The following is a 13,875-nucleotide window of genomic DNA, read 5'->3' on the forward strand; positions in this document are numbered from 1 at the left end:
TAATGGAACGGTATGAGCCATTTTAGCCACTACCGAAGCTTTTGTCATGAATATAAGCTTATTCACATCAAGACAACGCCACTGAGGAGAACACCATGAAACAGATTACAGGCGTCTATACCGCACCTCGCCCGCACTGGGTTGGCGATGGATTTCCGGTTCGTTCACTCTTTTCTTATCAGTCACATGCGCAGCAGTTGAGTCCCTTCCTGCTGCTGGATTATGCCGGGCCGCACACATTTACGCCGGGTAATGAAAAACGCGGCGTTGGGGAGCATCCACACCGCGGTTTCGAGACCGTGACGATTGTTTATAGTGGCGAAGTCGAGCATCGGGACTCTACCGGTCGCGGCGGCGTTATCGGCCCGGGCGACGTTCAGTGGATGACCGCAGGCGCAGGCATTTTGCATGAAGAGTTCCACTCCGACGCGTTTACCCGTCGGGGCGGCGAACTGGAAATGGTGCAGTTGTGGGTTAACCTTCCCATGAAGGACAAAATGACCACCCCGGGTTATCAAAGCATTACCCACGATGTTATCCCGACCGTTACGTTGCCGGATGACGCCGGAGTCGTGCGGGTCATCGCAGGGCGTTATGAAGAGACAAAAGGCCCAGCGCACACTTTCTCGCCGCTCAATGTCTGGGATATGCGCCTGCAACGCAATCGCCAGCTTACATTGGCACAGCCGGAAGGATGGAGCACCGCGCTGGTGGTACTGAAAGGCAATATCACGGTGAACGGCACGACGCCGGTCAACGAAGCGCAACTGGTGGTATTGAGCCAGCAAGGGAAAACGCTGCACCTTGAGGCCAGCAGCGACGCCAGCGTATTGCTGTTATCAGGCGAGCCACTGAACGAACCGATTGTGGGTTACGGCCCATTTGTTATGAACACGAAACAAGAGATCGCAGAAGCAGTCCGCGATTTCAACTCCGGCCGTTTTGGCCAAATCTGAAAACATGAAGGAGAACACGATGTCAAGTCCTGCTAATTTTAATGGTTTGCGCCCGGTAATTGATGTTAACGATTCCGTGATGCTTTTAATCGATCATCAAAGCGGTCTTTTCCAGACCGTAGGCGATATGCCAATGCCGGAATTACGCGCTCGCGCCGCGGCGTTGGCGAAGATGGCGACGTTAGCGAAAATGCCGGTCATTACCACGGCATCCGTACCGCAAGGTCCGAACGGCCCGCTGATCCCGGAGATCCACGCTAATGCGCCACATGCGCAGTACATTGCGCGCAAAGGTGAAATTAACGCCTGGGATAACGAAGATTTCGTTAAGGCGGTAAAAGCGACGGGTCGTAAGACGCTGATCATTGCCGGGACGATTACCAGCGTGTGCATGGCATTCCCGGCCATTAGCGCGGTAGCGGAAGGCTATAAGGTATTTGCCGTGATCGACGCATCCGGCACCTACAGTAAGATGGCGCAGGAGATCACCCTGGCGCGTATCGTACAGGCTGGCGTCGTACCGATGGATACTGCCGCAGTCGCCTCTGAGCTGCAAGGCACCTGGAACCGTGAAGACGCCGCCGCGTGGGCCGACGTTTATACTCAGGTATTCCCGGCCTATCAACTGCTGATCGAAAGCTACAGCAAAGCGCAGGATGTGGTGAAAAACAACGAAATGTTGGATTCACAGCGTTAATTTGCCTCCCCGCGCCAGTTTGGGCGGGGATTATGTCTATTGCATGAGCAAACGACAGTGAATATGTAAATTCTGCTTGACCGTTTTAGCGCAACTCCCTATAGTAGCGCCCCGTTGCCCCCCAAGTGGTCAGGCAGCAATACAATATGGTGAGGTGTCCGAGTGGCTGAAGGAGCACGCCTGGAAAGTGTGTATACGGCAACGTATCGGGGGTTCGAATCCCCCCCTCACCGCCATATTTAAGTTGAGAGCCTGTACAGAAGTACGGGCTTTTTGCTTATATGCATCCCCCAAACCAAGGGGGGATGAGAACCACCGACCGGGGTTCGACAACTGGCGCAGCCAGTTGGACAGACCGGGCGCGCAGCGAACGGGCTGCCCGAAGGGCGAGCGCAGCGAGTCAATCCCCCCCTCACCGCCATATTCAAGTTGAGAGCCTGTACAGAAGTACAGGCTTTTTGCTTATATGCATCCCCCAAACCAAGGGGGGATGAGAACCACCGACCGGGGTTCGACAACTGGCGCAGCCAGTTGGACAGACCGGCCGCACAGCGAACGGGCTGCCCCGAAGGGCGAGCGCAGCGAGTCAATCCCCCCTCACCGCCATATTCAAGTTGAGAGCCTGTACAGAAGTACGGGCTTTTTGCTTATATGTATCCCCCAAACCAAGGGGGGATGAGAACCACCGACCGGGGTTCGACACAAAAACGCCGGGAGCGTTTTTGAACAGAGCTTGATCTGGCCCCGAAGGGGCGAGGCCCAGGGATGGGCTGAGTAGCGGCGCAGCCAGTTGGACAGACCGGGCGCGCAGCGAACGGGCTGCCCCAAAGGGGCGAGCAAAGCGAGTCAATCCCCCCTCACCGCCATATTCAAGAAAGAGCTCGTACGAAAGTACGGGCTTTTGTATCTAAACTTCTTGTTTTTACTGTGATTTTCCTGATGAAAGGTTTGTTTTTGGACCTTTGGTTGCTACACCAAACTTACTATAGATTGTGTAAAACAGCCCCAGTCCCCTACCTAAAACGCTTTAGAAAAGTTTGCATAAGTATCTCTCGGTAGTAAAAAAGCACCGAGTTCCTCTTTCTGATTCTGCCGTTGCTTTATTAGAAGGCTTACCGCGTTTGAAAAATAACAATCATGTATTCCCTGCCCCTCGCGCTGAAACACTTTCTGATATGTCGTTATTGGCTGTATTGAAACGAATGGAATATACCGACTTAACGCCGCATGGCTTCCGTTCTACTTTCCGTGAGTGGGCTGGTGAAACAACGGACTATCAACGTGAGGTTATTGAACATGCGTTGGCACACCAGTTGGCAGATAAGGCTGAAGCAGCGTATCAGCGTGGGACGTTATGGCCTAAACGAGTGGCGCTGATGGATGACTGGACGGGGTATAGCACTGCCAACAGCTAAGCTACCTGTACGAAAGCATTATCGTTGATAACAACGTAGAAAGTGTGATGCTAATAGCATTCGCTTTCGAAAATGTGATAAGGAATAATTTCACGATGAACTATTTCTTATATGATTATTATCATGGTTTGCAAATTACATAAACCACTCAAGGAGAGGTTATGCCCGGACTGATAGGCTACTGGAAGCAACTTCCCACCAAAGATGAATATATTAAAAAACACAATATGAGCAAAATATCCTGCTACAGTTGTGGTCACGAGAAATTCAGCGATGTTGGTTTGATACAGGTATGGGATAATCACAGAAGAATTCTTTGTGCTAAGTGTAAGACTACTCTTTTCAGAGAAGAGGATTAGTTTTTTTGGCATTGGTAACAGCGGCTTCAGCATCCCTTTTCACGCAGCGGGTCGGGCTTTTTTTCGCATTTGACCCGTCGATTACCGGATGATGGCGCAATTTACAAGCGCCTTATCCGCCTACCGCGAGCACAACACCATCAGGCTAACTATTAGCCGGCATAAAAAAACCGGGCGCTAAGGCCCGGTTTGTACGGCAGTGAAACGAAGATTAGTGCGCGGCTTCCGGCTTGTGCTTTTGCGCACTCTGGAAGTCATACGTCAACGCATTTTTCTCTTTATCCAGCGCGACGGTGACCTGTCCGCCGTCAACCAGCGATCCAAACAGCAACTCATTGGCCAGTGGTTTTTTCAGGTTATCCTGGATCACACGTGCCATTGGTCGTGCGCCCATCGCCCGGTCATAGCCCTTTTCCGCCAGCCAGTCGCGCGCTTCCTGACTGACTTCCAGGGAGACGCCTTTCTGATCCAACTGAGCCTGCAACTCGACGATAAACTTATCGACAACCTGATGAATCACCTCGCCAGACAGATGATCGAACCAAATAATGTTGTCGAGACGGTTACGGAACTCAGGCGTAAACACTTTCTTGATCTCGCCCATCGCATCGGTACTGTTGTCCTGATGAATAAGACCAATAGATTTACGTTCGGTTTCTCGCACGCCGGCGTTGGTGGTCATCACCAGCACCACGTTGCGGAAATCCGCCTTGCGGCCGTTGTTATCGGTCAGCGTACCGTTATCCATCACCTGCAGCAGCAGGTTAAAGACATCCGGGTGCGCTTTTTCGATCTCATCCAGCAACAGCACCGCATGAGGATGCTTAATCACCGCATCCGTCAGCAGCCCGCCCTGGTCGAAACCGACGTATCCCGGAGGCGCGCCGATCAAACGGCTCACCGTATGGCGCTCCATATATTCGGACATATCGAAGCGCAACAACTCAATACCCAGCGCTTTTGAAAGCTGTACCGTAACTTCAGTTTTCCCTACGCCAGTTGGCCCGGCGAACAAGAATGAGCCGACAGGTTTATGCTCATGGCCCAACCCCGCACGACTCATCTTAATAGCTTCGGTCAGCGCCTCAATCGCGTTATCCTGGCCGAAGACCAGCATTTTCAGACGATCGCCCAGGTTCTTCAGCGTATCGCGATCGCTCTGCGAGACGCTCTTTTCAGGAATTCGCGCAATTCGCGCCACTACGGACTCAATATCCGCCACGTTGACCGTTTTCTTACGTTTGCTCACCGGCATCAGACGCGCCCGAGCGCCCGCTTCGTCAATCACGTCAATGGCTTTATCCGGTAGATGGCGGTCATTGATATATTTTACCGCCAGCTCGACCGCCGCACGCACCGCTTTCGCGGTATAACGCACGTCGTGGTGCGCTTCGTACTTAGGTTTCAAGCCGTTGATAATTTGCACCGTCTCTTCCACCGAAGGCTCGGTAATATCAATTTTCTGGAAACGGCGTGCTAATGCGCGGTCTTTCTCAAAAATATTGCTGAATTCCTGATAGGTCGTTGAGCCGATCACCCGGATCTTACCGCTGGAAAGCAGCGGTTTAATCAGATTTGCCGCATCCACCTGTCCGCCCGACGCCGCGCCAGCGCCGATAATGGTATGGATTTCATCGATAAACAGGATGCTGTTGGTATCCTGCTCAAGCTGTTTCAGCAACGCCTTAAACCGTTTTTCAAAATCGCCGCGGTATTTGGTGCCCGCCAGCAGCGAACCGATATCCAGCGAGTAAATGGTGCAATCGGCCATCACTTCCGGCACATCGCCCTGCACGATACGCCAGGCCAGCCCTTCGGCAATCGCCGTTTTGCCAACGCCGGATTCCCCCACCAGCAGCGGGTTATTTTTACGGCGACGACACAAGACCTGGATCGCGCGCTCCAGTTCTTTTTCACGACCAATCAGCGGATCGATGCCGCCCACGCGAGCAAGTTGGTTAAGATTCGTCGTGAAGTTTTCCATACGTTCCTCCCCGCCAGCTTGTTCGTCGCCAGTTGGCTGATTGCCGAGATCGGAAGATTGGCTCGGTTCGTCTTTTCGCGTCCCGTGAGAAATAAAGTTCACGATATCCAGACGGCTCACTTCATGCTTACGCAGCAGATAAGCCGCCTGTGATTCCTGCTCGCTAAAGATAGCCACCAGCACATTCGCGCCAGTCACTTCACTACGCCCGGAAGACTGAACGTGGAAGACGGCACGTTGCAGGACACGCTGGAAACTTAACGTCGGCTGCGTATCACGCTCTTCTTCACTGGCAGGCAGTACGGGTGTGGTTTGTTCAATGAAGGCTTCGAGTTCCTGACGGAGCGCCACCAGATCCACGGAGCATGCTTCCAGCGCTTCGCGAGCCGATGGGTTGCTGAGCAGCGCCAGCAACAGATGCTCGACGGTCATAAACTCATGACGGTGCTCGCGCGCTCTGGCGAAAGCCATGTTTAAACTGAGTTCCAGTTCTTGATTGAGCATAGGCACCTCCCCCAATTTTTATACCTGCATTCAGGCTTTTTCCAGCGTACACAGCAACGGATGCTCGTTCTCCCTTGCATACTTGTTCACCATCGCCACTTTGGTTTCCGCCACCTCGGCGGTAAACACGCCGCAGATAGCTTTGCCTTGATAGTGAACTGCAAGCATCAATTGCGTTGCACGTTCTACATCATAAGAAAAGAATTTTTGTAACACGTCAATAACAAACTCCATCGGAGTGTAGTCATCATTGACTAATATCACTTTATACATAGATGGCGGTTTTAGCGCGTCGCGCACGCTATCTTCCACCAACTGGTCAAAATCCAGCCAATCGTTCGTCTTACCCATTGTCAGTCGTCATTATCGGTTACGGTTGTCGGCAGGAAAATCTGCCGCTGACCAGAGTCTATGCACACAATCAATCTACCTCAATTGATAGATAACTAACATCTATCAGTACCATCCGCGACATCTGTCACATTCCCGGCAATAGCGTTAACTGCTTCAAATTTTTGATTCATTTTTACCCGATCCCCCCTGCCTGATGCTTGACGCCTCGCCTGATTTCTCTAAATTGTAATGTCGAGAGTTGGTGAGGTTTTGAACAGCCCCCACTCCGTCACCGGTTCATTCCATCTTACTTATATAAGATTTACGAAGGATGTCGAAGCATGGAAACGGGTACTGTAAAGTGGTTCAACAATGCCAAAGGGTTTGGTTTCATCTGCCCTGAAGGCGGCGGCGAGGATATTTTCGCCCATTATTCCACCATTCAAATGGATGGTTACAGAACGCTTAAAGCCGGACAGTCTGTCCGGTTTGATGTCCACCAGGGGCCAAAAGGCAATCACGCCAGCGTCATCGTGCCCATCGAAGCAGAGGCCGTTGCATAGCTCCTCTGTCTCATTGTGTACATCCAGGAGGCAAAATGCCAGCCCGATCGGCTGGCATTTTTATTTAACGCCAGTGCCTGGTGGCAACACTGTTGCATCTTATCAGGCCGACAAATGACGTCAGCAAGATTACTCCCTTGCCAGCGCATCCACCGGGTCCAGTCGCGCCGCGTTTCTCGCCGGTAGCCAGCCAAACAATATCCCGGTAAATGTCGAACATAAAAACGCGCTCGCCAGCGCAGTCAGTGAAAAGCCGATCTCCCAGCCGGGCAGGAAAAGCTGTAGCATAAATGCGATGAACATCGACAAGCTAATCCCCAGCGCTCCACCAACCAGGCAAACCAGCACCGCTTCAATAAGAAACTGCTGTAGCACATCGCTGGCGCGCGCGCCTACCGCCATACGGATGCCGATTTCACGCGTTCGCTCGGTGACGGAAACCAGCATAATATTCATGACGCCGATGCCGCCGACAACCAGCGAAATGACGGCCACCAGCGTCAGAAATAACTGAAGAGTATAGGTGGTTTTTTCAGCTGTTTTCAGGACGCTGTCCATATTCCAGGTGAAGAAGTCTTTTTTACCGTGGCGTAAGGTGAGCAGGCGGGTAAGCTGCTGTTCAGCCTGATCGCTATCAACGCCATCTTTCACACGAACGGTGATCGAGTTAAGCCATGACTGACCCATTATGCGATCTGACATCGTGCTATAGGGCAACCAAACTTGCAACAGATTGCTATTGCCGTACATGGACGGTTTCTCTTCCGCCACGCCAATAACAATAACCGGCATATTACCCACCAGCACCACTTCCCCTACGACATTCGCTTTATTTGGAAATAGCTGGCGTCGCGTGTTGGCATCCAGCACCACCACCTGCGCGCGATCCTGTTGCTGTACAGCATTGAAGGTGTTCCCCTCCCTAAAGGACATGCCGTAAACGTTAAAATAATCGCCACTGACGCCATTAGCATTTACGGCAATATCAATATTGCCATAGCGAAGACGTAGGCTCTTTGAAACGCTGGGCGTCGCAGAGTTAACCCACGGCTGTTTCTGAATAGCGACCAGATCGTCATATTTCAGCGCCTGTCGATACTGCGGGTTGTCGTCGCCAAAATCTTTGCCTGGATGAATATCAATCGTGTTAGTGCCCATAGCGCGGATATCCGCCAGTACCATCTGTTTTGCGGCGTCGCCGACCACCACAATCGACACCACCGACGCAATACCGATAATAATTCCCAGCATGGTCAGTAAAGTACGCATTTTGTTAGCGGCCATCGCTAACCACGCCATCGACAGCGCTTCGCGAAAGCTGCTGGCAAATTGCCGCCAGCCGGGAGCCGTATTAGCTACGGCAGCGTCAACGCCCTGTTCGCGTTTATTTTCCTGCGCAGGCGGATTATGGACAATCTTGCCATCGTGAATTTCAATAATCCGCTCCGCCTGGGCGGCAATCAGCGGATCGTGCGTCACAATGATCACCGTATGTCCGCGATCGCGCAGTTGGCGCAAAATCGCCATCACCTCTTCGCCGGAATGGCTATCCAGCGCGCCAGTCGGCTCATCCGCCAGAATCACCTGTCCGCCGTTCATCAGCGCGCGGGCAATACTGACACGCTGCTGCTGTCCGCCAGAAAGCTGTGAAGGTGGGTAATCGACGCGATCGCTTAATCCCAGCCGCAAAAGCAACTCTCTGGCGCGCGCCTGGCGTTTTTTGCGTTCAATGCCGGCGTAGACGGCGGGGATTTCAACATTTTGCGCTGCCGTTAAATGCGACAACAGATGGTAGCGCTGAAAGATAAAGCCAAAATGCTCACGCCGCAGCTGCGCCAGCGCGTCCGGGTCCAGCGTCGAGACGTCCCGCCCCGCCACCCGATAAGTGCCGCTGGTCGGTTTATCCAGGCACCCGAGGATATTCATCAGCGTTGATTTTCCAGAACCGGAAACGCCGACGATCGCCACCATCTCCCCGGCGTGGATTTGCAGGGAGATATCTTTCAACACCGCCACCTGCTCTTCTCCGGAGGGGTAGCTGCGACTCACATTGCACAGTTCAAGCAATGCCGTCATGGCGTCGCTCCTGGCCTGCTCTCGCCGATGATCACCTCATCGCCCGCTTCCAGACCTTTAACCACTTCCACGTCTGTATCGTTACGCTCGCCAATGATCACTTCGCGCTCACGTTTTTCGCCGTTACGCAACAGCGCCACTTTATAACGATTGCCGCCCACCGGTTCGCCAAGTGCGGCGAGAGGAATAATCAGTACATTTTTGACATCCATGAGTTGAATATAAACCTGTGCGGTCATATCAAGACGCAAGATTCTTTTGGGATTCGGCACTTCAAACCGGGCGTAATAAAAAATAGCGTCGTTGATCTTTTCCGGCGTCGGCAGAATATCTTTTAAAACGCCTTCATAGCGCGTTTGCGGATCGCCTGCAATGGTGAACCATGCTTTCTGCCCCGCCCGAAGATGGATCACGTCCGCTTCCGAGACCTGCGCTTTTACCAGCATGGTGCTCATATCCGCCAGCGTCAGAATATTGGGCGCCTGCTGAGCTGCAATCACCGTTTGTCCTTGCAGGGTAGTGATTTGCGTCACTTCCCCCGCCATGGGGGCGACAATACGGGTATATTCCAGGTTGGTTTTCGCGGTGTCCAACGAGGCCCGATTACGTTTGATCTGGGCATCTATGGTGCCAATACGCGCCTGTTTAACCGCCAACTCCGTCGCCGCAGTATCCAGATCCTGTTGCGATACCGCCTGAGTCTTAGCTAACTGCTGCTGGCGCGCCAGTGTAACCCGCGCCAGCTTTAACTCAGCGGCTGCCTGCTGACGCTCCGCGTTCAGCTCCATCAGGGTGGCCTCGACCTCTTTTATCTGGTTCTCCGCCTGATCTGGGTCAATCACGCCGAGTAGCTGATCTTTTTTAACGTTATCGCCAATGGAGACCAGCAGCGTTTTCAACTGGCCGCTCACCTGCGCGCCGACATCCACTTTACGCAACGCGTCCAGTTTTCCAGTCGCCAGTACACTCTGTTCAAGATCGCCTGGCCGCACGATTAATGTCTGATAAGTTGGCAGCGGCGCATTTATCATTCGCCAGCTAACCATCCCCCCCACTAAAAGAATTAAAATAATGACCAGATAACGCTTTTTAAATTTCTTTCCCTTAGCACGCATAGAAACCCTGACGGCAAAATTTTAACCAGAAAGTAAACCGTATCTAAACAAACCTGACGCAATAAAGATAGCGCCGGCTGTATTGACGATTGGTTAATGTTTCCTGTGGTTCAATCTCGACAATCTTATGTCGCGGATTACGATCATGACACAGCTTACAGATAATACCTGGTACACTTCAGATTACATCTCTCCTTTACAATTATTTATTCGTCTGACGCGCGGGCAATTACAGCCAGGAAAATTCTGGCGTAAAGCCAGCTTTCGTCGCAAGTTTTTAATCCGCTCATTAGTCATGCCGCGTGCGACCAGCCAATTACTGACCAATCTCACCCAATGGCCGGAGTTAAATACGTTACTTGCTCGTCAGCCGCGTTTGCCTATTCGGCTACATCGTCCTTATATGGCTGTAAATATTAAACGCGATTTCGCCTTAGATGCGCTGTGTTTTCATTATCAACAGATGCGCCAACTTTTATCGCGGGAACAACAAGTTAGCTATTTAAGTCAGTATGGCCTGAATCTTGCTAAATTTGAAACTAAAACCGGCGAGTTGTTTCAACTTGATTTAGTCAGTCTGGTCTCACTGGATAAAGAAGGTGAAAGCACTATTGTTGTTCGCGACGCACAGTTACGTATTCTGGCAGAGATCACATTTACCCTGTGTCGCTTTAACCAACAACGCACACTATTTATCGGCGGATTACAGGGCGCGGCAAACGACGTCCCTCACGAAATTATCCAGCAGGCGACCAAAGCCTGCCATGGTCTTTTTCCCAAACGCATCGTGATGGAGGCTCTCTGTCAGTTTGCGCAAGTCTTTCAGGCAGAAAAGATTATAGCTGTGAGTAACGATGCGCACGTTTACCGTAGCTGGCGATACATGGATAAAAAGACGCAAATGCATGCCGACTATGACGCGTTTTGGGAATCGTTAGGCGGTGAAAGAATTAAAGGAAATTACTATGCGCTGCCGCTGGCGATCGCCCGAAAAAGCGAAGCGGAGATCGCCAGTAAAAAACGGGCCGAGTATCGCCGCCGCTATGCATTACTCGATAGCGTCGTCGAACAGGTTCCGGCCACATTCAAACGCTAATCCGCCCGGCCCCGCGCCAGCCAAACCACGCGCGAGAACATCTTTCTGAACAGCGGCGGCACGGCGTCAATTCCCCGCCGCCCGGCTTCCATCGCGACTTCAATCGCCAAATCCGGCTTTGACGAGCGGTGGATAGCTTTAGTGATAATTTTCCGGGTATTCATCGGCACATTAGGCGGAAGCTGTGCAACCCGGTGAAAAACATCGGCAAAGCCCTGACGATACATAAAATGTTCCATATCCAGCGCAGGCAACGCCGTGAGATGTTCGCGTTCTTCTTCCCGATCGTTATTAAGCAGGCTGCGGACCGTCGCGGCATATTTTTTCCCCGCTTCGTCGCCATCCACCAGGACATGCCACTCGATTCCCATACGGCGGGCGAACTTCACCAGCGGTTTCAGGCCAGACTGAGCAAACTCAATGACTTTAATGCCCTCCGCATCAAAATGATGTCCACACTGACGCGCCAGCTCATTAATAACCCAGGTTTCCGTCTCGCCTTCCACCAGTAGCCAGCAACGCGCAAACAGCGACGACGCGCGATTAAAGCGGATATGAAAGGCGATGCGCCGTCCATCTTCCGCGCTTAACCCGCCCGGGCCCAGACGCCAGGCGGCGACGCGGGAAGATTCGCGCACCAGCCGTACGACATGCTCCACCGGCGTTAGCGAGAGCAGTTCGCCTGAGTTGGTTGTCGCTATCCGCTGTAGCGGTAACAGATTGAGCAATTGCCAGGCGACTGAAAGCATAATGGGATGTAAACGGGTTTCCGGATCTTCCACCAGCAGTAATGGTCGCGCGTCTTTATGTAACCGCAGCGTCCCTTTCGCCTGTAACAGCGTGGAGAAAAGCCCCAGCAGGATCACCCGATGCGACCGGCTGCCCGGTTTGTCGATCATCCGATTAATAATATCCAGATAGCGCCAGCTACGCTGCTCATTTTGCGAACGTCGGCGCATGAGTCGGTGACGCGCCTGTCCTGCGCCCTGCTCTGAGAAATAGTGTTCAAGCAGTTGCACCATCGCGGACAGTCCCTGGCGAATCTGCCCGTCGGTTAAATTTTGCGGCCGGGTCGCCAGCTCACGCGCCAGAAAATCCAGTTGCCGGGCCGTGACTTCAACATCCGGCACATTAGGCACCGTACCGTTGCGAATACGTCGCATAAAGCGCGCATCGCGCAAACGTAGCACTGGCATCAGACGAACCAGGTGGCGCACCTGATCGTTAATATTTTCCACCGGCAATGGCTGCCCATCGCTATTGAGAAAACTGCGCAACGTCATCACGCTGCCATCGGCGCCGCATTCGCCCTCTAGCCGATAAAAAATACGGTGAAAATCATCCTCGCAAGGCGACCAGCATGCTTCCAGCGCTCGATAACGACGTACCCGATGCCGCCCTGGCTGCGTTTCGCGAAAAGTCAGAATAATATGCAGGTGATGCTCGCGTCCTTTTATGTCGCCAGGCGGAAACCAGAAATCCTCACGGACAAAATGGTAGAGATCGAGTTCCGGCGACAATAACAGAGTCAGCGCATCCAGCAGGCTGGATTTGCCCCAGGCGTTTTCCCCAATCAGCACGTTGTTTTGCTCCAGCATCAACGATAGTCGGTTGATACCGCGAAATCCTACTATTTCAACGCGTTCGAGAATCATGCTTCCTCCAGAAAAACGTCACCACTCCATTAAACTCACCGCAGTATAACGGCAAATGCTTCCGCCTGGCGTGATATTCCCCCCTTTGCCTGGGGCAACTGTCTGATAAATGTACGGCTGACGGTGTCGCTTTACTGATAGTCTGGAATTCGGTAGTGTCATGTACGCTATTCAAACAATAAAAAAGGGCCCGGCTGTTCATGTTTTCAGGACTTTTAATCATTCTGGTTCCACTGATTGTGGGCTATCTCATTCCACTGCGACATAAAGCCGCATTACAACTTATTAACCGGCTACTGAGCTGGATCGTGTACCTTATTCTCTTTTTTATGGGAATAAGCCTGGCGTTTTTGGATAACCTCGCCAGTAATCTGGTGGCGATTTTTCATTATTCCGCCGTCAGTATTACGATTATTTTATTGTGTAATATCGCCGCCTTATTGTGGCTGGAACGTATCCTCCCGTGGCGTCACCATCATCAGCAGGAAAAACTGCCTTCGCGTATTGCCATGGCACTGGAGTCGCTGCAACTGTGCGGCGTAGTGGTATTGGGGTTTGTCATCGGCCTGAGCGGACTCTCTGTTTTACAGCACGCCACCGAAGCCAGTGAATATACGCTGATCTTTTTATTGTTCCTGGTGGGGATTCAGCTACGAAATAGCGGCATGACCTTAAAGCAAATTGTGCTTAACCGCCGGGGAATGATGGTCGCGGTCGTTGTCGTGGCAAGCTCATTACTGGGCGGCGTGATTAATGCGTTTATCCTGGACTTACCGCTAAAAACCGCCCTGGCGATGGCGTCAGGTTTCGGCTGGTACTCTCTTTCCGGTATTTTGCTGACGGAGTCGTTTGGACCGGTTATCGGCAGCGCGGCATTTTTTAACGATCTGGCCCGCGAACTTTTGGCCATTATGCTTATTCCCGGTCTGATTCGCCGCAGCCGTTCAACGGCGTTGGGCCTGTGCGGAGCGACCTCAATGGACTTTACGTTGCCGGTATTACAGCGCTCCGGCGGCGTAGAGATTGTTCCGGCGGCTATCGTACATGGCTTTATCCTCAGCCTGCTGGTCCCCCTCTTAATGGCGTTCTTCTCGGCCTGATACCTCTTTGGCGGTAGGCATC

At 52.4% G+C, this 13,875-nt stretch carries 12 protein-coding genes, 1 tRNA gene, 1 other RNA gene and 1 pseudogene; 9 read left to right on the plus strand and 6 right to left on the minus strand.

Annotation, left to right across the window (positions count from 1 at the left end):
* The first annotated feature begins 95 nt into the window (after positions 1-95).
* The 6 genes and pseudogenes from HV477_RS04370 (at position 96) to HV477_RS04395 (ending at position 3,427) form a co-directional block, all read left to right on the plus strand.
* A complete protein-coding gene (locus HV477_RS04370; RefSeq protein ID WP_000809969.1) occupies positions 96-956 on the plus strand; it encodes a pirin family protein in 861 nt (286 codons plus the stop codon).
* Between the two features lie 19 nt (positions 957-975).
* Entirely contained in the window at positions 976-1,653 is a 678-nt protein-coding gene (locus HV477_RS04375) for a hydrolase (RefSeq protein ID WP_000097893.1), read from the plus strand.
* A gap of 148 nt (positions 1,654-1,801) precedes the next feature.
* Positions 1,802-1,889: transfer RNA gene (locus HV477_RS04380), tRNA-Ser, on the plus strand.
* Positions 1,890-2,123: 234 nt separating this feature from the next.
* Positions 2,124-2,259: non-coding RNA, RtT sRNA (locus HV477_RS04385), on the plus strand.
* Between the two features lie 455 nt (positions 2,260-2,714).
* A pseudogene (locus HV477_RS04390) lies at positions 2,715-3,068 on the plus strand (tyrosine-type recombinase/integrase); the annotation flags it as partial.
* A gap of 161 nt (positions 3,069-3,229) precedes the next feature.
* Positions 3,230-3,427 carry a hypothetical protein gene (locus HV477_RS04395; protein WP_001117984.1) on the plus strand — a complete coding sequence of 66 codons (198 nt, stop codon included), beginning with the start codon at positions 3,230-3,232 and terminating at the stop codon, positions 3,425-3,427.
* 211 nt (positions 3,428-3,638) lie between these two features.
* Here HV477_RS04395 and clpA read toward each other — a convergent pair whose 3' ends face one another.
* The 3 genes from clpA to HV477_RS28190 form a co-directional block, all read right to left on the minus strand.
* Positions 3,639-5,915: an ATP-dependent Clp protease ATP-binding subunit ClpA gene (gene clpA / locus HV477_RS04400; protein ID WP_000934063.1), complete on the minus strand. Its 2,277-nt coding sequence runs from the start codon at positions 5,913-5,915 to the stop codon at positions 3,639-3,641.
* Between the two features lie 30 nt (positions 5,916-5,945).
* Positions 5,946-6,266: an ATP-dependent Clp protease adapter ClpS gene (clpS, locus tag HV477_RS04405; protein WP_000520789.1), complete on the minus strand. Its 321-nt coding sequence runs from the start codon at positions 6,264-6,266 to the stop codon at positions 5,946-5,948.
* Positions 6,267-6,361: 95 nt separating this feature from the next.
* Entirely contained in the window at positions 6,362-6,439 is a 78-nt protein-coding gene (locus HV477_RS28190) for a hypothetical protein (RefSeq protein ID WP_212742690.1), read from the minus strand.
* A gap of 150 nt (positions 6,440-6,589) precedes the next feature.
* On the opposite strand from HV477_RS28190, the gene cspD reads away from it, so the two are divergent.
* Positions 6,590-6,811, plus strand: a complete 222-nt coding sequence (cspD, locus tag HV477_RS04410) for a cold shock-like protein CspD (protein WP_000447499.1) — start codon at positions 6,590-6,592, stop codon at positions 6,809-6,811.
* Positions 6,812-6,940: 129 nt separating this feature from the next.
* On the opposite strand, the gene macB is transcribed toward cspD, so the two are convergent.
* Positions 6,941-8,887: a macrolide ABC transporter ATP-binding protein/permease MacB gene (gene macB / locus HV477_RS04415; protein WP_000125881.1), complete on the minus strand. Its 1,947-nt coding sequence runs from the start codon at positions 8,885-8,887 to the stop codon at positions 6,941-6,943.
* Positions 8,884-10,002 (minus strand): macrolide transporter subunit MacA, encoded by a 1,119-nt coding sequence (gene macA, locus HV477_RS04420; RefSeq protein ID WP_023227176.1) that lies wholly within the window; start codon positions 10,000-10,002, stop codon positions 8,884-8,886. The genes macB and macA overlap by 4 nt, the downstream gene beginning before the upstream one ends.
* A 145-nt stretch (positions 10,003-10,147) precedes the next feature.
* Here macA and HV477_RS04425 point away from each other — a divergent pair, with 145 nt between their 5' ends.
* Entirely contained in the window at positions 10,148-11,098 is a 951-nt protein-coding gene (locus HV477_RS04425) for a VirK/YbjX family protein (protein ID WP_001537300.1), read from the plus strand.
* On the opposite strand, the gene HV477_RS04430 is transcribed toward HV477_RS04425, so the two are convergent.
* The gene (locus tag HV477_RS04430; protein WP_000599770.1) at positions 11,095-12,753 is read right to left on the minus strand and encodes an ATP-dependent endonuclease; all 1,659 of its coding nucleotides are present in this window, start codon (positions 12,751-12,753) and stop codon (positions 11,095-11,097) included. The two genes, HV477_RS04425 and HV477_RS04430, sit on opposite strands and share 4 nt — an antisense overlap.
* A gap of 200 nt (positions 12,754-12,953) precedes the next feature.
* Here HV477_RS04430 and HV477_RS04435 point away from each other — a divergent pair, with 200 nt between their 5' ends.
* Entirely contained in the window at positions 12,954-13,853 is a 900-nt protein-coding gene (locus HV477_RS04435) for a lysine exporter LysO family protein (RefSeq protein ID WP_001648559.1), read from the plus strand.
* Positions 13,854-13,875 lie beyond the last annotated feature (22 nt).

It is taken from the genome of Salmonella sp. SG203 (assembly GCF_013350575.1).
Taxonomy (GTDB): Bacteria; Pseudomonadota; Gammaproteobacteria; order Enterobacterales; family Enterobacteriaceae; genus Salmonella; species Salmonella enterica.